21 protein-coding genes are annotated in these 19,455 nt (G+C 36.5%); 7 read left to right on the top strand and 14 right to left on the bottom strand.

Annotation, left to right across the window (positions count from 1 at the left end):
- Positions 1–43: 43 nt before the first annotated feature.
- Positions 44–1,096, bottom strand: coding sequence for a cytochrome c oxidase subunit II (gene coxB, locus NYE61_RS00260; RefSeq protein ID WP_095308464.1), 1,053 nt, complete (start codon positions 1,094–1,096; stop codon positions 44–46).
- Positions 1,097–1,157: 61 nt separating this feature from the next.
- On the bottom strand, positions 1,158–2,099 hold the full coding sequence (cyoE, locus tag NYE61_RS00255; RefSeq protein WP_095308463.1) for a heme o synthase: 942 nt from the start codon (positions 2,097–2,099) through the stop codon (positions 1,158–1,160).
- A 722-nt stretch (positions 2,100–2,821) separates the two neighbouring features.
- Between cyoE and NYE61_RS00250 the strand changes: the two genes are divergently transcribed.
- The gene (locus tag NYE61_RS00250; protein ID WP_095308462.1) at positions 2,822–3,751 is read left to right on the top strand and encodes a heme A synthase; all 930 of its coding nucleotides are present in this window, start codon (positions 2,822–2,824) and stop codon (positions 3,749–3,751) included.
- A 146-nt stretch (positions 3,752–3,897) separates the two neighbouring features.
- Here the strand turns inward: NYE61_RS00250 and pyc are convergent, their stop codons facing one another.
- From pyc to NYE61_RS00235, 3 genes are all read right to left on the bottom strand, one after another.
- On the bottom strand, positions 3,898–7,341 hold the full coding sequence (gene pyc / locus NYE61_RS00245; RefSeq protein WP_095308460.1) for a pyruvate carboxylase: 3,444 nt from the start codon (positions 7,339–7,341) through the stop codon (positions 3,898–3,900).
- Entirely contained in the window at positions 7,329–8,513 is a 1,185-nt protein-coding gene (gene ftsW / locus NYE61_RS00240) for a putative lipid II flippase FtsW (protein WP_095308459.1), read from the bottom strand. Before ftsW ends, pyc begins: the two co-directional genes overlap by 13 nt.
- A 416-nt stretch (positions 8,514–8,929) precedes the next feature.
- Positions 8,930–9,211 (bottom strand): YlaN family protein, encoded by a 282-nt coding sequence (locus tag NYE61_RS00235; protein WP_095308458.1) that lies wholly within the window; start codon positions 9,209–9,211, stop codon positions 8,930–8,932.
- A 168-nt stretch (positions 9,212–9,379) separates the two neighbouring features.
- Here NYE61_RS00235 and NYE61_RS00230 point away from each other — a divergent pair, with 168 nt between their 5' ends.
- Together NYE61_RS00230 and NYE61_RS00225 are read left to right on the top strand one after the other, a co-directional pair.
- On the top strand, positions 9,380–9,871 hold the full coding sequence (locus NYE61_RS00230; protein ID WP_095308457.1) for a hypothetical protein: 492 nt from the start codon (positions 9,380–9,382) through the stop codon (positions 9,869–9,871).
- A 196-nt stretch (positions 9,872–10,067) separates the two neighbouring features.
- Positions 10,068–10,670 (top strand): YhcN/YlaJ family sporulation lipoprotein, encoded by a 603-nt coding sequence (locus NYE61_RS00225; protein WP_095308456.1) that lies wholly within the window; start codon positions 10,068–10,070, stop codon positions 10,668–10,670.
- A 32-nt stretch (positions 10,671–10,702) separates the two neighbouring features.
- Here the strand turns inward: NYE61_RS00225 and NYE61_RS00220 are convergent, their stop codons facing one another.
- Positions 10,703–11,014: a hypothetical protein gene (locus tag NYE61_RS00220; protein WP_095308455.1), complete on the bottom strand. Its 312-nt coding sequence runs from the start codon at positions 11,012–11,014 to the stop codon at positions 10,703–10,705.
- 167 nt (positions 11,015–11,181) lie between these two features.
- Here NYE61_RS00220 and NYE61_RS00215 point away from each other — a divergent pair, with 167 nt between their 5' ends.
- The gene (locus NYE61_RS00215) at positions 11,182–11,385 is read left to right on the top strand and encodes a YlaI family protein (protein WP_095308453.1); all 204 of its coding nucleotides are present in this window, start codon (positions 11,182–11,184) and stop codon (positions 11,383–11,385) included.
- Between the two features lie 64 nt (positions 11,386–11,449).
- Here NYE61_RS00215 and NYE61_RS00210 read toward each other — a convergent pair whose 3' ends face one another.
- Positions 11,450–11,794 (bottom strand): YlaH-like family protein, encoded by a 345-nt coding sequence (locus tag NYE61_RS00210; protein ID WP_251659071.1) that lies wholly within the window; start codon positions 11,792–11,794, stop codon positions 11,450–11,452.
- Between the two features lie 155 nt (positions 11,795–11,949).
- On the opposite strand from NYE61_RS00210, the gene NYE61_RS00205 reads away from it, so the two are divergent.
- Positions 11,950–12,120, top strand: coding sequence for a DUF5325 family protein (locus tag NYE61_RS00205; RefSeq protein ID WP_303448228.1), 171 nt, complete (start codon positions 11,950–11,952; stop codon positions 12,118–12,120).
- A gap of 11 nt (positions 12,121–12,131) precedes the next feature.
- Here the strand turns inward: NYE61_RS00205 and NYE61_RS00200 are convergent, their stop codons facing one another.
- Positions 12,132–12,938 (bottom strand): inositol monophosphatase family protein, encoded by an 807-nt coding sequence (locus NYE61_RS00200; protein WP_095308447.1) that lies wholly within the window; start codon positions 12,936–12,938, stop codon positions 12,132–12,134.
- Positions 12,939–13,070: 132 nt separating this feature from the next.
- Positions 13,071–13,268, bottom strand: a complete 198-nt coding sequence (locus tag NYE61_RS00195; RefSeq protein WP_095308446.1) for a hypothetical protein — start codon at positions 13,266–13,268, stop codon at positions 13,071–13,073.
- A gap of 332 nt (positions 13,269–13,600) precedes the next feature.
- Between NYE61_RS00195 and NYE61_RS00190 the strand changes: the two genes are divergently transcribed.
- On the top strand, positions 13,601–14,221 hold the full coding sequence (locus tag NYE61_RS00190) for a DUF1054 domain-containing protein (RefSeq protein WP_118888976.1): 621 nt from the start codon (positions 13,601–13,603) through the stop codon (positions 14,219–14,221).
- A 97-nt stretch (positions 14,222–14,318) separates the two neighbouring features.
- Here the strand turns inward: NYE61_RS00190 and NYE61_RS00185 are convergent, their stop codons facing one another.
- From NYE61_RS00185 to NYE61_RS00175, 3 genes are all read right to left on the bottom strand, one after another.
- A complete protein-coding gene (locus NYE61_RS00185; protein ID WP_118888977.1) occupies positions 14,319–14,585 on the bottom strand; it encodes a UPF0223 family protein in 267 nt (88 codons plus the stop codon).
- Between the two features lie 191 nt (positions 14,586–14,776).
- Positions 14,777–14,881 carry a GapA-binding peptide SR1P gene (locus tag NYE61_RS00180; protein WP_095308443.1) on the bottom strand — a complete coding sequence of 35 codons (105 nt, stop codon included), beginning with the start codon at positions 14,879–14,881 and terminating at the stop codon, positions 14,777–14,779.
- Positions 14,882–15,142: 261 nt separating this feature from the next.
- The gene (locus NYE61_RS00175) at positions 15,143–16,015 is read right to left on the bottom strand and encodes a polysaccharide deacetylase family protein (protein ID WP_303448229.1); all 873 of its coding nucleotides are present in this window, start codon (positions 16,013–16,015) and stop codon (positions 15,143–15,145) included.
- A 327-nt stretch (positions 16,016–16,342) separates the two neighbouring features.
- On the opposite strand from NYE61_RS00175, the gene NYE61_RS00170 reads away from it, so the two are divergent.
- A complete protein-coding gene (locus NYE61_RS00170; protein ID WP_303448230.1) occupies positions 16,343–16,714 on the top strand; it encodes a hypothetical protein in 372 nt (123 codons plus the stop codon).
- A gap of 36 nt (positions 16,715–16,750) precedes the next feature.
- Here the strand turns inward: NYE61_RS00170 and lpdA are convergent, their stop codons facing one another.
- Positions 16,751–18,157: a dihydrolipoyl dehydrogenase gene (gene lpdA, locus NYE61_RS00165; protein ID WP_095308439.1), complete on the bottom strand. Its 1,407-nt coding sequence runs from the start codon at positions 18,155–18,157 to the stop codon at positions 16,751–16,753.
- 3 nt (positions 18,158–18,160) lie between these two features.
- On the bottom strand, positions 18,161–19,432 hold the full coding sequence (locus NYE61_RS00160) for a dihydrolipoamide acetyltransferase family protein (RefSeq protein ID WP_251659077.1): 1,272 nt from the start codon (positions 19,430–19,432) through the stop codon (positions 18,161–18,163).
- Positions 19,433–19,455 lie beyond the last annotated feature (23 nt).

Below are 19,455 nucleotides of genomic sequence, written 5' to 3'. Positions count from 1 at the left end.
CTTAAACCTCCCTTTTGTGTCTTTCATCCCAATTATATATTTTTTAGTTCCCAGCACTTTCAGGTGTTATTTCTGAAGGTTTTAATTGCAGTAAATATTCAGCAATACTATTTGCCTCTTCTTCTGAAACGCTCGGATATGCACCTGTCATTTTATTTCCAGGCTTAATTGACTCAGGATCCATGATCCAATCAATTAGGTTTTCTTTTGTTGGTTCCAAAATACCAGCAATAGTGGTACGGTCCCCAAAGTTTGTTAAATTAGGTCCAGTTGCAGCAGGTGAAGATCCGATAGCATGACATGCCATACAGTTATTTGCTTCAAACAATTCTTTACCTTCTTGTGCTACAGTATCCTGCGGCTCTTGCTCAGGATCAACAGCTTGCATATCAGATAGCCATTGGTCATATTCTTCCGGACTAACTGCAATTACTTTAAAGTCCATTAATGAGTGCGATGGCCCGCAAAGCTCAGCACATTTCCCCCAGTAAACGCCTTCTTCAAAAGCTTCAATGTACATTGTATTTACGTTTTCAGGACTAACATCCATTTTCCCTGAAATAGATGGTACCCAAAACGAGTGAATAACATCTGAGGACTGCATGTTCAGGTATACTCTCTCACCAGTAGGAATATACAAATCCTGACTTGTTACGATTTCTTCGCCATCGTAATTAAAATGCCACCAATATTGATTCCCTGTAACCTCAATATTGATGTTTTCACTTGCATTGGACGTATCTGCTAAATCAAACGTAGCAATAACAGTTGGTACACCCATAATTAAAACTAGCACTATCGGTATGATTGTCCAAACCGTTTCCAATGTGTGATTCCCTTCTACTTGCTTTGGAATGAAATCTTCCTGCCCTTTCTTTCTTCGGAAACGGACTAAAGCAATAACGTAGATAATCATAACAACGACAAAAACTCCAACCATAATTAATGTTGTGAGAATAATTAAATTCATCGAGCTTTCTGCTCCATACCCTTTTGGCACAAGTGCAGTTAAATTTTCTTTCCCACACGCGGTCAAAAATAGAGACAACATTGTAAATAGTAATAGTGCCTTAGTTTTTCCCATCCAACCTTTCATGTATTAATACCTCTCTTTCTTCTTGTTGTTTCCTTATATATATTTATTTAAGGACAAACGTTTAGTTAAATATAGGCAATGTCACAATAATCATTAACGGGAATAAAATAATTAAATAGTTTAAAGAATAGATAAACATGATATTCGCCCATTTCAAATCATCCTTCATAAAGAAGCCTCTAAACCCTAATACAAGCCAACCAATATTAAGTAATACCGCAATAACAACAAAAGTCGTTCCCAGTGATGCAAGTAAAAATGGTAGGGGAAGTAGACAGGCAGTATAAACTACAATTTGGCGTTTTGTAAATTCAAAACCGTGCACGACAGGTAACATTGGTATTCCAGCCGCTCGGTAATCTTCGGTTTTTTTCATTGCTAAAGCAAGAAAATGCGGTGTTTGCCAGATAAACATAATTAAAAACATAACAATAGGAACAATATGCAGCGAAGGATCAAATGCTGCCCAACCGATTAGTGGCGGCATAGCACCTGAAATACTTCCGATTGCCGTGTTTAATGTATAACGACGCTTTGACCACATTGTATACAATACGACATAAACAAACCATCCTATAAAAGCAAAAAGTGCAGCTAATAGTGTTGTAAACAATAACATAATTAATCCTACCGCAGTCGTTACAAGCCCAGCAATTAACGCTGTTTTCAAAGATATAAATCCAGTAACTGTCGGTCGTTTCTTAGTTCTATTCATTTTAGGATCAATGTCTGCATCATACCAATTATTGATAATACAGCCACCAGCAATAACGAGCACACTACCAACCATTGTGAGTAAAAAAGTTCCCCAATGGGATATAAAGGAAGAGTTCGAAAAATGAACTGCTAACCAAAAACCGGCAAAGACAGTAATCATATTCGAGTTTACAATGCCTATTTTTATAAGCGCTTTTATTTCATTAAGAAACACTCCAATTTTTTCCTTGTTGGTCAATGCTGCATCGCCGATTATTTCAGAATACGATGTTTCCGCTTTATTCATTAATTTCCCCCCTTTAACCCCGACAAAAAGACACGTTAAATAACCAGAAGTCTTCTTCATTCCATGAATTCTGATTCTAAGTCTTATTGTATCACGGAATTAAATTACAATCTAATTAACTTATCAATTCACTAAATAGTTTACAACATAATTTCAATGTATATGTGACAATTAAGTGAATTTTTCATGGATCGTTACTACCACTTGAAAATATGTATAACCTCATTTTTTTAGGATGATAGCGAACATCCCTATACTATTTCTAGCAAACAACGTAAATTAATGCAAGCTTTTTTCTTATTTGCATAGTGAAAACGTATGTAAAACATGATACTATTACAATTGTGCGTATAATTAGTAGTTTCTAAGCTAATTTCGTTGCAATAAAAGTTAATCTGCTATTATGATTAATCTATTGAAAGTTTTTATAGTGCGCATTAAAAAGGTGAAAATGAAGGACCAAGAAGTTCAAGGCGGCTTAGTTCCCCAATATCGGGCTTACTTAGGATGTGTTGACTTCTGTGTCGCCCCAGGACGTGGGCGTTTTTAAGTAGAAGCCATCGCCATCGAGCTTCTCGCGTGTGTTATGGTGACTTTGATGTTCGACACAGAACGTGTTGGTGCGTAGTCGAAGGTCTCCTGCTCTCAATATGTCATTTTTACCAGACTTTTTGAACATCCTATTATAGTTTTTAATCATTAGAAGTGAGGCTGTTGAGTGTATGATTAAATTTTTACGAACCTTATCATTAATTGCAACAATTTTAATGCTTTTTCTTCTATTAGGAGGAGCATTAGTTACAAAGACCGGATCAGCGGATGGTTGTGGAGATAGCTGGCCGCTTTGTGAAGGTGAATTAATACCCTCTGAATTCACTTTTGAAATGGTAATTGAATTAAGCCATCGAGCTGTTTCTGGAGTAGCTGGGATCGTTGTATTAACGCTTGCAATTTTATCTTGGATTAAAATTGGTCATGTTCGAGAAGTAAAATTCCTAGCATTTTCTTCTGTTTTCTTTATTGTCCTGCAAGCTTTAATTGGTGCAGCAGCTGTTGTTTGGGGACAGTCAGATTTTGTTCTCGCTGCCCATTTTGGAATATCTTTAGTATCGTTTGCAGCAGTCTTTCTGCTCATGCTGCTAATTTTTGAATTAGATAAGAAATTACATACCGAGTCGCTATTCATTAAAAAAAGTCATCGTTTGCATATTTACGCACTATCCATTTATACAATGATTGTTGTGTATACAGGTGCACTAGTACGGCATACTGAATCAAATCTTGTTTGTGGTGACTGGCCATTTTGTACGAACACCTCCCCCCTCTCGTTTTCTGATTATGATTTTAATCAGTGGGTACAAATGGGACACCGATTTGCAGCAGGGATACTATTTATCTGGACGTTTATCCTGATGCTTAATATGATTAAAAACTACCGTTTCAACAATGTAATGTATTGGGGATGGATTATTACTTTCTTTTTGATTTTCCTGCAGGTTCTATTTGGAGCATTGATTATATTTACTTTACTTAATCTTGGCGTAGCACTTATGCACGCATTAGTAATCTCCTGCTACTTTGGAATGCTTAGTTATTTCATCCTACTTTCTAATAGAAGTGCTAAAAAAGAAAAAACAGGAATGGCTAAATAGCCATCCCTGTTTTTTCTTTTTTCTAGTAACATTTGAGATCTTTTCTGCTGAATTGCATCAAAGGGTCTATAAAACAATTAAAAGCTAGTGGAGAGTCTCCGATTATAATAATTTCATTAAATCAGAGACACACTACCATTCAAATATTATTCAAACTCAATTAACAAATCATTCACTTCAATTGATTCTCCAGCATCTACATGAATCGCCTTGATGACACCTGCATACGGAGCTTGAATAGTTGTTTCCATTTTCATTGCCTCCGTTGTTAAAATGTGTTCACCTTTTTCAACTGAATCTCCCTTTGAACAATTAACTGCAAGTACAGTTCCTGGCATTGTCGCACCAATTTGCTTTTCATTTGATTTATCGACTTTTGGTCTTGTTGAAAGCAAGGACTCAACACCGTTATCTCTTACTCTGATTTCACGCGATTGTCCATTTAATTCAAAATAGAAAACTCGTGTACCATCATCTTTAGGTTCAGAAATAGAAACAAGTTTCACAATTAAGGTTTTTCCCTTTTCTATCTCTACTTCAATTTCTTCACCTAAGTTCATTCCGTAGAAGAACGTAGGTGTATCTAACACAGACATATCACCATAGTTTTCACAGAAATTATGATAATCCATAAACACTTTTGGATATAATGCATAGGCAATCAGATCAAAGCTAGTTACTTGTCGATCCAATGATTTAAATAGTTCGTCTCTTAAGCCCTCAAAATCAATTGATTCTAATAATTCCCCAGGTCGAACCGTAATTGCTTTTCTCCCCTTAAGAATAATCTCCTGCAATTTTTCTGGGAAGCCTTGATATGGCTGACCAATATACCCTTGCGCAAACTCAATAACAGAATCCGGGAAATCAATTGAATGTCCTTTTTCATAAATATCTGCTTCGGATAAATTGTTCTGTACCATAAATAATGTCATATCACCAATTACTTTTGAAGATGGTGTTACTTTTACAATGTCTCCAAACATGTCATTAACTTTGCGGAACATTGTTTTGACTTCATTCCAACGATTTCCAAGTCCAACAGCCTTCGCTTGCTGTTTTAGATTACTGTATTGACCTCCAGGCATTTCATGGAAATAAATTTCTGTATGTGGTGCTTTCATTCCACTTTCAAAATCCTGATAGTATTCTCTAATGCCTTCCCAATAATGTGATATTTCTTCATATGCATTAATATCAACCTGTGGCCCGCGTGCGCTTCCTTCTAGTGCATGATAAAGTGTCTGCGCACTAGGTTGTGAAGTTAATCCCGACATCGAACCAGTAGCAACATCGACCACATCTACTCCTGCATCGATTGCTCTAGCATACGTATAAACACCGTTTCCACTCGTATCATGTGTATGAAGATGGATTGGAAGATCGATCGTTTCTTTAAGGCTAGATATCAACTGATAGGCTGCTTCTGGTTTTAACAATCCAGCCATATCTTTAATCCCTAAAATATGGGCTCCAGATTGTTCCAGCTCTTTCGCCATGTTTTTGTAGTAATTAATATCATATTTTTCCCGACCTTTATCGAGTATATCGCCAGTATAACAAATTGTCGCCTCTGCAATTTTGTTATTTTCACGAACCGATTCAATTGCCAGCTTCATTCCCTCAACCCAATTCAAGCTATCGAAAATACGGAAAACATCAATACCTGCATTGGAACTCTTCTCTACAAATTCGCGAATTAAATTATCTGGATAGTTTTTATACCCTACAGCATTGCTCGAACGTAATAGCATTTGGAATAGTACATTTGGCATTTTCTCACGTAGAGCGAGCAGTCTAGTCCATGGATCTTCTTTTAGGAAACGATATGCTACATCGAACGTAGCTCCGCCCCACATCTCGACAGAAAAGAGATTTGGTAATAAACGCGCAGTCGGTTCAGCAATATGCAGCAAGTCCGTCGTTCTAATCCTTGTTGCAAGTAGTGATTGGTGGGCATCACGGAATGTAGTATCTGTTAATAATACTTCCTTCTGATCCTTCAACCACTGTGCTAACCCTTCTGGGCCTTTTTCATCTAAAATTTGTTTCGTTCCAGCAGGGATTTCTTGATGAGAATCTACTTCTGGAATAAGTAATGGCGAAAATTCAGGCTTTTTCTTTTTCGTAATCCCCTCTGCCCCATTGAGCGTTGTATTCGCAATATAGGTAAGCATCTTTGTGCCACGGTCTTTACGTTTCGGAAAGACGAATAGCTCTGGTGTATTATCAATAAATGTTGTGTCATATTGACCAGACATGAATTTCTCATGCAAAATTACATTTTCCAAGAAATGGATATTCGTTTTAATACCACGAATTCGGAATTCCTTTAAATTTCGCACCATTTTAATTGCAGCTTGCTCAAAGGTCAATGCCCACGTTGAAACTTTAACTAGTAAAGAATCATAATGCGGTGATATGACTGCACCTTGATAGGCATTTCCAGCATCTAGCCGTACACCAAAACCTCCACCACTACGGTATGCATTAATTCTACCCGTATCTGGCATAAAGTTATTCAGTGGATCCTCTGTCGTAATCCTGGACTGGATTGCATAACCGTGAATTGTAATTTCTTCTTGTGCTGGTACTCCAACAGATTCATCATGCAGGCTGTATCCGTCTGCCACTTTAATTTGTGTTTGAACAACGTCAATACCAGTAATCATTTCTGTGATAGTATGTTCTACCTGTACACGGGGGTTAACTTCAATAAAATAAAAATCATCATTCGTAACAAGGAATTCAACAGTTCCAGCATTTATGTAACCTACATTTTTCATCAAGTCAACTGCAGCATTACAAATGCGTTCTCGTAAGTCATCTGAAAGAGACAAACTTGGCGCAACTTCGATTACTTTTTGATGTCTGCGCTGTACAGAACAATCTCTTTCATGAAGATGAACAATATTTCCATGCTGATCTCCAAGGATTTGTACTTCGATATGTTTAGGATTTTCAATGAATTTCTCTACATATATTTCATCATTCCCAAAAGCAGCTTTTGCTTCGGACTTAGCACGATCGTATGCCTCGCGGACTTCATTTGCATCACGAACAATTCGCATACCACGTCCACCACCGCCTAATGATGCTTTAATGATAATTGGATATCCGTGTTCCTCTCCAAAAGCTTCAACATCTCGGACAGTTGCTATAGCACCGCCACTACCAGGAATAATCGGTAGATTCGCTATCTCCGCTTGCTCTCTTGCTTTTACTTTATCTCCAAACATGTTTAAATGTTCGCTAGTAGGTCCAATAAAGATAATTCCCTCTTCTTCACAACGTCTTGCAAAGTTAATATTTTCCGATAAAAAACCATAGCCAGGATGAATCGCATCAACTTGTACTTCTTTTGCAAGATCAATAATTCCTTCAATATCTAAGTAAGCATCGATTGGCTTTTTTCCTTTACCGATTAAATATGCTTCATCTGCTTTAAAACGATGAAAGGACGCGGAATCTTCATTCGAATAAACCGCTACAGTACGGATGTTTAGTTCTGTGCAAGCCCGAAACACCCGAATTGCAATCTCTCCTCGGTTAGCAACCAGTACTTTTTTGATCTGTTTTAATTCTGCCATCTTCTATCACTCCTGTTATAATTAATCGTTTTTCTTTCTACATTCGACTTCTCTTTTGTTCCATCAATTTCTTGCTTCTTAACAGCACTTGCAATATTGTTAAGAATTCCCATTGAGATTAACATGATGAGAAGTGATGAGCCTCCATAACTAACAAACGGAAGTGGTACACCGGTAATCGGTAGCAGTCCACTAATAGATCCAAGGTTAATAAATGTTTGAATTCCAACCATGGAAGAAATTCCTAATGCTAGTAATGCTCCGAAACTATCATTGCATTTTCTAGCTATAAAAATACCACGCAATACAATGATTGCTAGCATTCCTAACACAATAAGTACGCCAATAAAACCTAGCTCTTCTGCTACAATCGCCATAATGAAATCCGTATGAGCTTCCACCAGATAGCCTAACTTTTGTACGCTTTGACCTAGTCCTTCCCCAGTTAATCCCCCAACACCAATTGCTACATAGGATTGGATTAATTGATACCCATCAGAATCTGGTGTTGCAAAAGGCTGGTAAGCTCCTGTAAATCGAGACAACCTTTCATCAGTCACTAAAAAAGGCACTGCTAATATAGCTAATCCAACACCGATAGCGATTAAGATTGATAAGTGCTTTAATCGTATTCCTGAACTAAATATAACAGTACAAGCAATCAAGAAAATAATCGATGCGGTTCCGATATCTGGTTGAAGAACAATTAATCCTAAAATAATCCCGGTAAGTATGAGCGGTGGTAATACACCTGTATTAAACTGACTTATGTATGCTTGTTTCTTCGAATAGATGGAAGCCAAATACATAATCAGACCGAGCTTCGCAAATTCAGCCGGCTGCATACTAGCTGGACCAATCTGGAACCATGATTTCGCGTTATTTACGGAATTTCCGAAAATAAGCACAGCAACAAGCAAGATTACAATAAACAAAATAATAAACTTCATTAGCTTCTGATAGTATTTGTATGGAAATATACTACAGATGATAAAACCTATCATTCCGACTACAAACCAAATCGATTGACGTATTAAATAATGGGTACTTTCATTTCCTTCCACAACAGCTGTCACCATACTCGCGCTATAAATCATAACAATTCCAAACCCAGCTAATAGTATTGGTGTAATCATTAAGGTAAAATCGTAGTCTTTTAATCTCTTAAGCATCCTACTTCTCCCAACCATATGTTTTTTAAGAGGTTGTTCAAAAAGTTCGGTAAAAATGACACATCAAGATCGGAGGAACATCGACTAACTAACTTCTGACACTTCCTGTGTCGAAAGTCGAGTCAACAAACCCTGCGGATTCCAGGTCTTGCGCCGCCTCGAACTTCTCGGTCCTTTTATCCTCTTTTTTCAAACACGAACTTTAAGTATCGATGAAAAGAAATTTAAATAACTATAACACATTTTTGTAAGTCGCGTCTTCTAAATTGTTATTATTTTTTCAAATTCACCTATAAATTCCTATTTAAATTCCTTTATATTCCTTACAATTAAACAAAAAAACCTTGCCGCTTACTTACTGGCAAAGTTTTGCTTTGTCACATCACATCATTAAGCCAATACAATGGACTGCTTAATCAAACCGAATTTTGTGAAGCTTCATGCAATATATTAAGCTTCTTCTCAAGATTTTCAAGAAGTGCTCTTCCTTCGTTCTCGCTGATTAAGTCTAGACGCACAGCAAAATCAATTTCCCTCGAGAGACCAAACATTTGCGTGTCCAAAACATCTTCGTAGACTGGACATTGTGGCATCGTTAAATTCTCTATTTGAACTTCAATTAGTCGTAATATGTTGTCAGCGTCAGCCTTAAGAAGGGCATGGGCTTTTTCACGGTGATCAATAGTCGCCTCTGGCATCAATAAAATCCCCTCCGTTAGAAAGACTTCTTTGTATATTATATTAGCGTTAGCTACAAGAAAATGCAAACAAAAGCGTAAAATTTTTATAAAAAATAATTCTTTACAGGTGAAATATTTGTTTATGTCTGCTATTCTTGATGAAGATACAGAATTAGGGGTGAAATAATGATTGTACCGATTATGGGAAACGTTTTCTATTCCATCACTTTAGATCCTACCGTATGGATTTTCGATGATAGAAAAATATTGCTGAGCGACGCTTTTTCCGACAAGGGCAGGAATTCGGAAGAAGTTGATGATTTAGAATTAGCATCTCAACGATTCAACCGAGAAGTTTTTGATGTTAAAATGAATCGTCCTCCTGTAAACAGGAGTATCTCAAAATTAGAAGGAGAAACAATTTTAAAAAATTCCTATGTCATGCCATTGCATGATTTCATAAAAAATGCAGAAGTTAAAGCCAGTGCAACGCACGCTATTTTAGTATCAGATGAGGTAGAAACGGAAATATCAATAGCTGACCTCGAAAATGGCTACTTTCTTTTTGCGATTGACGGAAAACCAATTAAAGAAAATGGTCCTGTTCACTTTTTCTACCAAGATGGATCAAATAAAGACAAGCCAATAACCAATATAAAACAAATTATCATTCACTAAAAATCTGCATGCATTGCAGATTTTTTTCATTAGAAAAAATCGTATTCGCCAATTTCTTGCGATGTTGCATATACGCAGTAAGAAAGTTTTATACTTACTTTCCTGCCAACCAATATAATTATATCCTTCACTGTATATTTTCATTTATTCTAACCAAAATAAGGGCATCAGCTACTATAATTAGGAGGAATGCTGAATGAAGCCGCATTTTACATTATTATTTTTGGTTGGAATTATACTCCTGGCAGCATGTGGACAACAGGAGGATCCCCCATTGGCAGAAGAACAAGAAAACAATCAATTAGTCCAAGTTAAAAACTCAGACCCAACAAAACTTGAAGATTTAAGCAATACCGAAATTGCAAATCATCTAGCCAATGTAGCTAGCGATGTTCCAAGTGTGGATGATGCTGCTGCAATTGTCGCTGGTCCTTACACTGTGGTTGGGATTGATGTTGATAAAGATCTTGATCGATCACGGGTAGGAACAATTAAATATTCTGTTTCCGAAGCACTCTATCATGATCCATATGGAAAAACAGCTATCGTAGTAGCCGATGCTGATGTTATGGAGAGGATTAGGGGAATGGGAGACAAAATGGCACAAGGCCATCCTGTTCAAGGCTTTGTAGATGAACTTGCAGCGATTGTAGGTCGCTATATGCCTGAATTTCCAATCATGAACAACCCACCTGCCGAACCAGACCAAAACAAAGAAATATTATCTGATGAAGAGCAACAAAAGCTGGATGATATCGAAGGTGAACAATCTAATCACCATGACAATCGTGCAGAATAAAACCCAGGCTTCTTATAGAAGCCTGGGTTACCTTATATTTCTTGGTTACGTGAAGTGTTTTCTTCTTTCTTTTCATTGTAATACTGTACACCAAACTGTGATCCTTCTGATACCATTTTGGAATTTTCTAGCTGTTCTAAATCTTTCTCCTCTAATTGATCCGGTACACCTGAGCTTTCAAATGTATGATCATGGTCATCCGAATGCGAATTTTGTTTAAACTTCGATGCAACAACGTTTGCAGCCTCTTTAATTTTATTACGATTTTGTTCATCCTTTAAATAGTAACCTGCTACTCCTGCACCTAGTGCTCCTACTGCTGATAATACATATCTTTTTTTCATGAAATCTTCCTTTCATTTTAAATAGATATTGTTAAGTTTATACTTATCTTCCCCCGAATAGTTCTTATCAAACATAAAAGATCTCCTACTAAAGTGAATATCTTGTGATATACTACTTACAAGAAGTTTTTAAATACAGATTATTTTTTGAAGTAAGAGGTGAAAGAATGCAAGTAAAGTGCTCTCTTTGTGATAAAGTGGAAGAAATTGAAGATTATTGCCTTCAAGCAAAACGACTAAGAAACAGAAGAATATATATGTATCTGTGTAATAGTTGCTATGGCCGAATTGAGGTTAAAACTAACGAAAGACTTTCTACAGGAAATTTTAGACTTTATCGCGAAAATAAAAAAGTGGACCAGTACTTGTAGTCTATTTCCAATTTTTTAAAGTTTATCGTTTCCTCTAATAAAAAAACGCCAAAATTGGCGTTTTTTATTTATTATCTGCTTTTCTCTGGTAATGAAGTCTAATTCTATATACTGCCAATATAAAAATAATAACGATAAGGCTTTCAATTGTTGGCATACGCATTACAGTAGTAAATATTGTTAATATATAGGTTCCAATTAACAATAAAATATAAACAAAAAGCTTTTTTAGCGGTGGCAATTTACGAGCAAACCCAAGTTCATAAGCAATTGCACAAAGAATAAAATTCATTACATAAAATATCCAAAATATATTCTCTACACCATTTTTTTCTACTACAAAATCAAATACAAACCTAAAGCCATCCATATGTATCCCCCAATATTCACTAAGCTCTTCTATTATCATACTAAATCTTTTATATTCCTGCCACTAACAAGCGTAAGGTCATATTTTAATTTATATTTGTACAGCCACGAAAAATAGTATTCTCTATCAGTCTAACTTTTTTTGAAGAAAACGTTTTTTTCATATATACTATTTATTGAAATAGAGGTGCTTAAATGAAGAATATTAATGTTCCTATGCTTTTATTAGCTATTCTTGTTGTTGCGATGTTCTTTCTTGTTGGACTCGCTATCGCTTTCCGCAATATTTGGTTTATTTTATTATTCCTAATACTCGGATTTGCAATTTTCGGTTATGGTTTATCATTAAAGAAAAAAAGAAAGTGACGAAAATCCCGTCACTTTCTTCCATTTCGGATAAAGGTTATTATTTCGTCCTTCAAGATCGGATTACAAGTAAGTATCGATGTTTTTTCAAGCATATTCACTTCATTTCCATCTATATCACTCGTCACACCGCCAACTTCATTCACAATGACAATACCAGCTGCTACATCCCACGGCGCGAGTCCGATGGATAAATATCCGTTTTCAATTCCTTCTGCCGTATAAGCAAACTCTAATGCAGCAGATCCATACGTTCTCGTGCCTCGTACCTTCTTCACAAAATTCTGCATCGTTTTTTCATCTATAAGTCTATTCTCACACAACCAAAAATGGTTCATTCCTATAATTGCATTTGTTAATTTAACATCTGAAGTAAGCTGAGGTAACTGCTGATTATTTTTGTAAGCTCCTTCGCCCTTTTTCGCATGGTACAGCACATCTGACATCACATCATAAATAATTCCGATTTCACCAATACCATCTTGATATACGCCAACAGATATTGCAAAGTTTCTTCTTTGATGAACAAAATTCATGGTGCCGTCAATTGGATCAATAATCCAAATTGTTCCATCAAGAGATGTAACGGAATCACCATAGCCCTCTTCTCCAATAATAAAATGATTGCTATATTTTTCCTTTATGTTCTGAACAAAGAACGCTTCTATACGTTTGTCCAATACCGTAACAAGATCATTTGGATTTGATTTCGTTTCAATGTTCAATGGAGCATTCATTTCATCTCGAATGATCGTCCCTGCTTCCAACACCCATTTTACAGCTTGATCATATATGTCATTGCGAATCGCTTTATCCATATGTACGCCCTCCACTATTATGATTATAATTCCAATTGTAACAAAATGAAGGGACCCCGTCATTGTATATGAATGACCCCAATATGTATTCGAGTATTTCCTAATGCTTCCAATACATATTGAGGTCAGTTATTAAGCGTGCTCATTTTCAATTTGTAACATCTGTTTCCTTAAATCCTCTAGACGTTCCTTAGCTTTAATAATTGAAACTTTATCATTAGCTTGCATCGCATCATAAAGCGTTACCAGCTCATAATCAATCTCCATTCGGATAACAGGCAGTCGCTCTTCAGCCTCTTTTCTCCTTAACGCTTCCATAACATATTTCAACTTCGCCACTTCCTTTCTCAGAGCTTGTTTTATCAGTTTCATGTGTTTTCTTTATTTTATGACTTGGAAATTATATTGTTCATAGCTTTTCTGAAATTAATGATTATTTTTATTATCATTTCCCGTTTTTAGCCTTTTTAAACATAACTGAGAATTTCAGTTCTCTTTAAAGCCTGATCACAGAGGGTTGAAACTTAACATTTAAAGCTTTCACACCATATTGCCAATGTTTTCTGTTACAGAATCAATAAGTATGTATAACTTGACTTACAACCTTCTATATTTAATAATAATTATTATAAATAACATGCATGAAGGAAGGAATGAAACTTTTGACTTTTCAAGGATTTAGACGTGAAGATTTTGAAACATTTACGATAGATGGTCTTGATGAAAGAATGGAAGCAATCCAAACAAGAATTCAGCCGAAGTTCCAAGAAATCGGATCTGAACTCGCTGACTATGTAGCAGCACAATTAGGAAATGAAATGTATTTACATATTGCTAAACACGCAAGGAGAACCGTAAATCCCCCAAAGGATACCTGGCTGGCAATAGCAGATAATAAACGAGGATACAAAAAACACCCACACTTTCAAATAGGTTTGTTTGATGATCATCTATTTATGTGGCTAGCACTAATTTACGAATTACCAAATAAACAAGAAATTGCGAAATCGTTTATTTCAGCATTTGATAAAATTAAACAGCTTCCAGACAATTTCGTTGTTTCTTTAGATCATATGAGCAAAGATTCCATAACGCTTCAGGATTTGGAGATGAAACATCTCGAACGCTTTAGAGATGTAAAAAAAGCGGAGTTTTTAATCGGAATTCATGTTCCATCTGAAAGTGATTTAGCTGCAAATGGAGGAGATTTAGTCGATACAGCGAAACGAACCTTTCATACCTTACTCCCATTTTATCAATTAGCACTACAATCTCGTAACTAGCTGATCTTACCCGTTACAAAAACCTTAAGAAAAAAAGACCTTATTCACCTGTATGTGAATAAGGTCTTTGCTTTTCTAAACGGTAATACCAGCATTATTACATTTTAATAAAGTCGTCGGCTGAATCTCTCGCTTTTTTGACAGTATGGTAACACGAATAGCCTGATGAGTCTGCGAATGCTGTAAACAGCTTCTTTTCCTCGCTTTTTGAAGGTACGATCTGTTTAAATCTACGATACAGCAATAGAATTTCTTCGCGACTTACTTTTTTTTCGTAAGCTTTTTCCACAAGTGAATAAAAATTCACAACATCTATGATCTCTTCCGTTGACCACGTCTCATCTATCGGGTACTCATAACTCATTATTCTTATTCACCTCATTATACCTTATGTGCATATAGACCTATATCAATAAGTTTTTCCGTGATACTTATTATAATACATATCTACTTCTATTTGGTAAACGGGAATTAATTAACCTGTTCGTTTACCGTTTCCCTGTATATGCAAAAAAATAAGCTACACTATATAATGTAGCTTAGCCTATAATTGTATTATTTTTTATCACAAGTAGGACATGTACCGTAAAGAGTTGTTACTTTTTCATCTTCGTAATCTTCAATAACTTGTTGGCAATCTTGACAAATTATTGTACCCATTAAGTCATCCCCTTTTCCAACTTTATTGATAACATATTCATATTATAATATGACACATTATAAGAGTCAATAGTTAATTAGTATAACATATTTAGAGATATCCCATTGAATAAGAGGACTTATTGCTATTCCTTCTAAAATTCATAAAAAAAAAAACACAACCATATGTATGAAGGCTTATGGTTGTGTCCATTATACGTTAAATCTGAACTTCTCATGATTGAATTCAGTAAGGTTTGTAACTGGTTTATTAATTACCCTTCATTTTGTTTCGATAAGTGTTGGGTCAACTATCTCGTACCCTTTTTCTCTTAAGCCTTCGACAATGCTCGGTAAGCTTTGAGCTGTCCATTCCCGATCATGCATGAGTAAATTCGCTCCCGGTTTCAATAATGAATACGGTACATCCACCTCTGGCCCTTCTCCTGAAATCATTGCTTCCGTAAGCTTTTCCGCATTCATATAAGGCTCGAAATAATCATAGCCGTACGTCCAGTTCATTACTGTCATACCGTCTTCTTCGGCAACTTGAATTGAATATTCTGTATTAGCACCGTGCGGGGCTCGGAAGAATAACGGACGTTCACCAATAATCTCTTCTATACGATCACTTAGACTTATAATCTCCTCTTTCTGTTCTTCTTCAGATATCTCTGGTAATGTTGCATGTGTAAACGTATGATTTCCAATCATAAAGCCCATTTCATGAATTTCTTTGAGCATTTCCTCTTCTTCAGGTGTATCAATAAAATGTCCATTTACAAAGAAGATCGCCCCAGCATCTAATTCTTTTAATGTTTTGGCCATTTCAACAGCATACTTATCAGGCGCATCATCAATTGTCAACAAGACAACATCTTCATTCGTTTCTGCTTCTATTGGAATTACTGACCAATTTTCCGAAATTGTATACTGGGCTTCAATAGAAGGCTCGTCCGTAGCCTTCTCTTCTTCAGATTCTTCTTCCTTCACCTCATCCTCACCTTGTTTTTCGTTCTCTGCTGTCTGATTCTGCTCTTCATTTTCTCCATTTGCAGATGGTGATTTTCCCTGACTCGTCGTTTCTGTATCGCTTGCACAGGCTGATAGAATTGCAAAACCAATAACAAGGATAAAGAATGTAATACGTTTCATATGTAGAACCTCCTCCTAGCTGTAAGAATAGATTACTAGATTTAGTATAAAGCATTCGTGAAACAACTGTCATTTCCGATCGAAAAATATTCCTGTACAAACCAAATAGGAAATGACTTCACGATATACCAATATAATCCACTTCTATTATATACCCCAAACAATGTTGCTTCATGTTTACAATTTCCGACAATAGATTTTCATTTTAATAACAGTTCGATAACATTATCTAAAGTGCACTATTCATTTGATAAACTATCTTTACATTGTCATGAGATAAATTCACAATGAGGAAGTGAATAAAAGTTGATGAACAAGTTCTTATTGATGATTTCTACCCTACTAATTTTACTTACAGGTTGTCAGTCTAAAGACGAAGTCGTTGAGGCTATTTCGTTTAATCCGACGGAATATAATGTCATGATTATCCCAGAAGAATCAATTGAAGAAATTGATGAAATATACATTGATGCCATTATTGATTTAAAAGCAGAATACCCTTATGAATTTGCAGATGCAAAAATGGTTGAAATCGATCCCACAGAAATGGATATACCCTTAGACACAAAAGGTACTACTCTTATCATTCAAAAAAATGGTCAGACGGTTGCACAGCTATCTCGCAACATGCCCAAAGATGAAATTATGGAGCAGCTAGAGGTCACTTTAGAAGAAGATAAAAAGGATGCCTTAAACTAAAAGGCATCCTTTTTAATAACGTTCATATTCAATATCTTATAACATATGAATTGGAGTTCCAAGTGCCACTTCTGCAGCTTCCATTGTAATCTCACCTAACGTTGGATGAGCATGGATAGTTAATGCGATATCTTCAACAGTCATTCCTGCTTCAATAGCAAGTCCGATTTCCGAAATCATATCACTCGCATTTGGACCAGCAATTTGGCCACCAATTACTAAGCCATCTTCTTTACGGCTGATTAATTTCAAGAATCCGTCACTATTGTTTAAGGACAACGCACGACCATTTGCAGCAAATGGGAATTTCCCTACTTTCACATCATAACCAGCATCTTTTGCGTCTTTTTCTGTCATTCCAACAGTTGCAAGTTCTGGATCTGTAAATGCTACGGCTGGCACACCAAGATAATCGATTTCAGATTTTTCTCCAGCAATTACTTCAGCAGCAATTTTTCCTTCATAGGATGCTTTATGAGCAAGCGGAGGACCTGCAACAATATCACCGATGGCGAATATATTGTCTACAGAAGAACGACATTGTTTATCGATTTTAACAAGTCCTTTTTCATCAAGCTCAATTCCAGCTTGTTCTAAGCCGATTTCACTTGTGTTCGGACGACGGCCAACCGTTACAAGTACGTAATCTGCTTCAATTGTTTCTTCTTTTCCTTTAGCTTCATACGTAACTTTCACACCGTCAGCTGACTCTTCAACACCTTTAGCCATCGCTTCAGTGATGATTGTAGCACCTTTATTCTTCAAGCGCTTTTTAACAAGCTGTGTCATTTGCTTTTCAAATCCACTTAGGATATCTTTTGCACCCTCAAGGAAAGTAACTTCTGTTCCGAAGTTTGCATAAGCAGAACCTAGCTCACTTCCAACATATCCAGCACCAATAACCACTAATTTCTTAGGAACTTCTTTCAAGTTCAAAGCTCCTGTTGAATCGAGTACACGATCTGAAAATTTGAATGTTGGAATTTCAATTGGTGATGAACCAGTTGCAACGATACAATGTTTGAATTTATATGTTTGAGAAGACTTATCGTCCATAACTTTCGCAGTGTTTTTATCTACGAAATATGCTTCCCCTTTTACGATGTCTACTTTATTCCCTTTAAGAAGGCCTTCAACACCAGATGTTAATTTGTTAACAACGCTGCCTTTCCACTCTTGAACCTTGGAAAAGTCAATTGTCACACCTTCTGATTTGATTCCTAGTTCTTCAGAGCCTTTTGCACTTTCTGCCAAATGACCCGCTTGAATCAATGCTTTTGATGGAATACATCCAACATTTAGACAAACTCCCCCTAAAGCACCTTTATCAACAATCGTCACTTTTTGTCCTAATTGTGCAGCACGGATAGCAGCAACATAACCACCAGGACCTGCTCCAACAACCAGTGTATCTACTTCTACCGGAAAATCTCCTACTACCATTACCTACGCCTCCATCATAATTAATTGTGGATCATTTAGTAATCGTTTAATTTGGTTTAAAGCTAGCTGTGCAGTTGCACCATCAACGATACGATGATCAAAGCTTAGAGATAAAGCAAGAACTGGAGCAACGACAACCTCCCCATCACGAACAATTGGCTTCTCGGCAATACGACCAATTCCAAGAATTACAGCTTCAGGGTAATTCAATACTGGTGTAAACCATTGCCCACCTGCTGAACCAATGTTTGAAATTGTGTTAGAAGCCCCTTTCATCTCATCTGGTTTTAGTTTACCATCACGAGCTTTTCCTGCCAATTCATTTATCTCAGCTGAAATTTCAAAGATGGATTTCTTATCAGCATCTTTTACAACAGGTACAAGTAATCCTTTGTCTGTATCAGCAGCGATACCGATATTATAGTAATGCTTTTGAACAATCTCGTCTGTTGAATCGTCAATCCATGAGTTTAGAATTGGGAATTTTTTAGACGCCGACACAAGTGCTTTCACAACATATGGTAAGTACGTTAATTTAATTTCTTGTTCAGCTGCAACTGCTTTAAACTTCTTACGGTGTGCAACAAGCTCTGTTACATCGATTTCATCCATCAACGTTACATGTGGTGCTTTTGATTTAGAGTTAACCATTGCTTTCGCGATTGATTTACGGATATTTGTCATCTTCTCGCGAGTTTCTGGGTAGCTGCCAGTTGGAACTGCAGCTGGTTTTGCAGCTTGCGTATCAACTGCTTCTTCAGTTGTTTGTTCCGTTTGTGTTGCCGGTTGGTCACCACTTAGGAAGCTGTCAATATCAGCTTTTAGGATACGACCATTTTTACCAGTGCCACTAACTGCTTCAATAGTTACGTTGTTTTCTCTAGCGTATTTTCTTACAGAAGGCATTGCAATAACTCGTTTACCTTCTGTTTCTGCAGGTTCTTCTTTAGCATCTTTTGGAGCTTCCTTTGCAGGCTCCTCTGTTGCTTGTTTGTCAGCTGCCGCTTCTTCCTGACCACTATCATCAGACTCATAACCTTCAGCATCAATGGTAACAAATACGTTTCCTACATTTGCTACCTCACCTTCTGCAACATGTATCTTTTTGATTGTTCCTTCTACTGGTGAAGGAATCTCAACAACAGCTTTATCATTTTGAACTTCGCATAGTACGTCGTCCTCTTTTATTTCATCGCCATCTTTAACGAACCATTTTACAATTTCGCCTTCAGCAATACCTTCCCCGATATCTGGGAATTTAAATTCAAATGCCATACATCTTACCTCCTGTCTTCTAT

The sequence above is a fragment of the Oceanobacillus sp. FSL W7-1304 genome (assembly GCF_037969805.1).
Lineage (GTDB): Bacteria > Bacillota > Bacilli > Bacillales > Amphibacillaceae > Oceanobacillus > Oceanobacillus profundus.
The sequence above is the reverse complement of the archived record's forward strand: the minus strand, read 5'-3'. Positions and strand labels throughout refer to the sequence as shown.

Excerpts from the sequence above, each read along its gene's own strand:
- coxB (WP_095308464.1), bottom strand. The coding sequence starts at position 1,096 with ATGAAAGGTTGGATGGGAAAAACTAAGGCACTATTACTATTTACAATG.
- cyoE (WP_095308463.1), bottom strand. The coding sequence starts at position 2,099 with ATGAATAAAGCGGAAACATCGTATTCTGAAATAATCGGCGATGCAGCA.
- NYE61_RS00250 (WP_095308462.1), top strand. The coding sequence starts at position 2,822 with ATGATTAAATTTTTACGAACCTTATCATTAATTGCAACAATTTTAATG.
- pyc (WP_095308460.1), bottom strand. The coding sequence starts at position 7,341 with ATGGCAGAATTAAAACAGATCAAAAAAGTACTGGTTGCTAACCGAGGA.
- ftsW (WP_095308459.1), bottom strand. The coding sequence starts at position 8,513 with ATGCTTAAGAGATTAAAAGACTACGATTTTACCTTAATGATTACACCA.
- NYE61_RS00235 (WP_095308458.1), bottom strand. The coding sequence starts at position 9,211 with ATGCCAGAGGCGACTATTGATCACCGTGAAAAAGCCCATGCCCTTCTT.
- NYE61_RS00230 (WP_095308457.1), top strand. The coding sequence starts at position 9,380 with ATGATTGTACCGATTATGGGAAACGTTTTCTATTCCATCACTTTAGAT.
- NYE61_RS00225 (WP_095308456.1), top strand. The coding sequence starts at position 10,068 with ATGAAGCCGCATTTTACATTATTATTTTTGGTTGGAATTATACTCCTG.
- NYE61_RS00220 (WP_095308455.1), bottom strand. The coding sequence starts at position 11,014 with ATGAAAAAAAGATATGTATTATCAGCAGTAGGAGCACTAGGTGCAGGA.
- NYE61_RS00215 (WP_095308453.1), top strand. The coding sequence starts at position 11,182 with ATGCAAGTAAAGTGCTCTCTTTGTGATAAAGTGGAAGAAATTGAAGAT.
- NYE61_RS00210 (WP_251659071.1), bottom strand. The coding sequence starts at position 11,794 with ATGATAATAGAAGAGCTTAGTGAATATTGGGGGATACATATGGATGGC.
- NYE61_RS00205 (WP_303448228.1), top strand. The coding sequence starts at position 11,950 with ATGAAGAATATTAATGTTCCTATGCTTTTATTAGCTATTCTTGTTGTT.
- NYE61_RS00200 (WP_095308447.1), bottom strand. The coding sequence starts at position 12,938 with ATGGATAAAGCGATTCGCAATGACATATATGATCAAGCTGTAAAATGG.
- NYE61_RS00185 (WP_118888977.1), bottom strand. The coding sequence starts at position 14,585 with ATGAGTTATGAGTACCCGATAGATGAGACGTGGTCAACGGAAGAGATC.
- NYE61_RS00180 (WP_095308443.1), bottom strand. The coding sequence starts at position 14,881 with ATGGGTACAATAATTTGTCAAGATTGCCAACAAGTTATTGAAGATTAC.
- NYE61_RS00175 (WP_303448229.1), bottom strand. The coding sequence starts at position 16,015 with ATGAAACGTATTACATTCTTTATCCTTGTTATTGGTTTTGCAATTCTA.
- NYE61_RS00170 (WP_303448230.1), top strand. The coding sequence starts at position 16,343 with ATGATTTCTACCCTACTAATTTTACTTACAGGTTGTCAGTCTAAAGAC.
- lpdA (WP_095308439.1), bottom strand. The coding sequence starts at position 18,157 with ATGGTAGTAGGAGATTTTCCGGTAGAAGTAGATACACTGGTTGTTGGA.
- NYE61_RS00160 (WP_251659077.1), bottom strand. The coding sequence starts at position 19,432 with ATGGCATTTGAATTTAAATTCCCAGATATCGGGGAAGGTATTGCTGAA.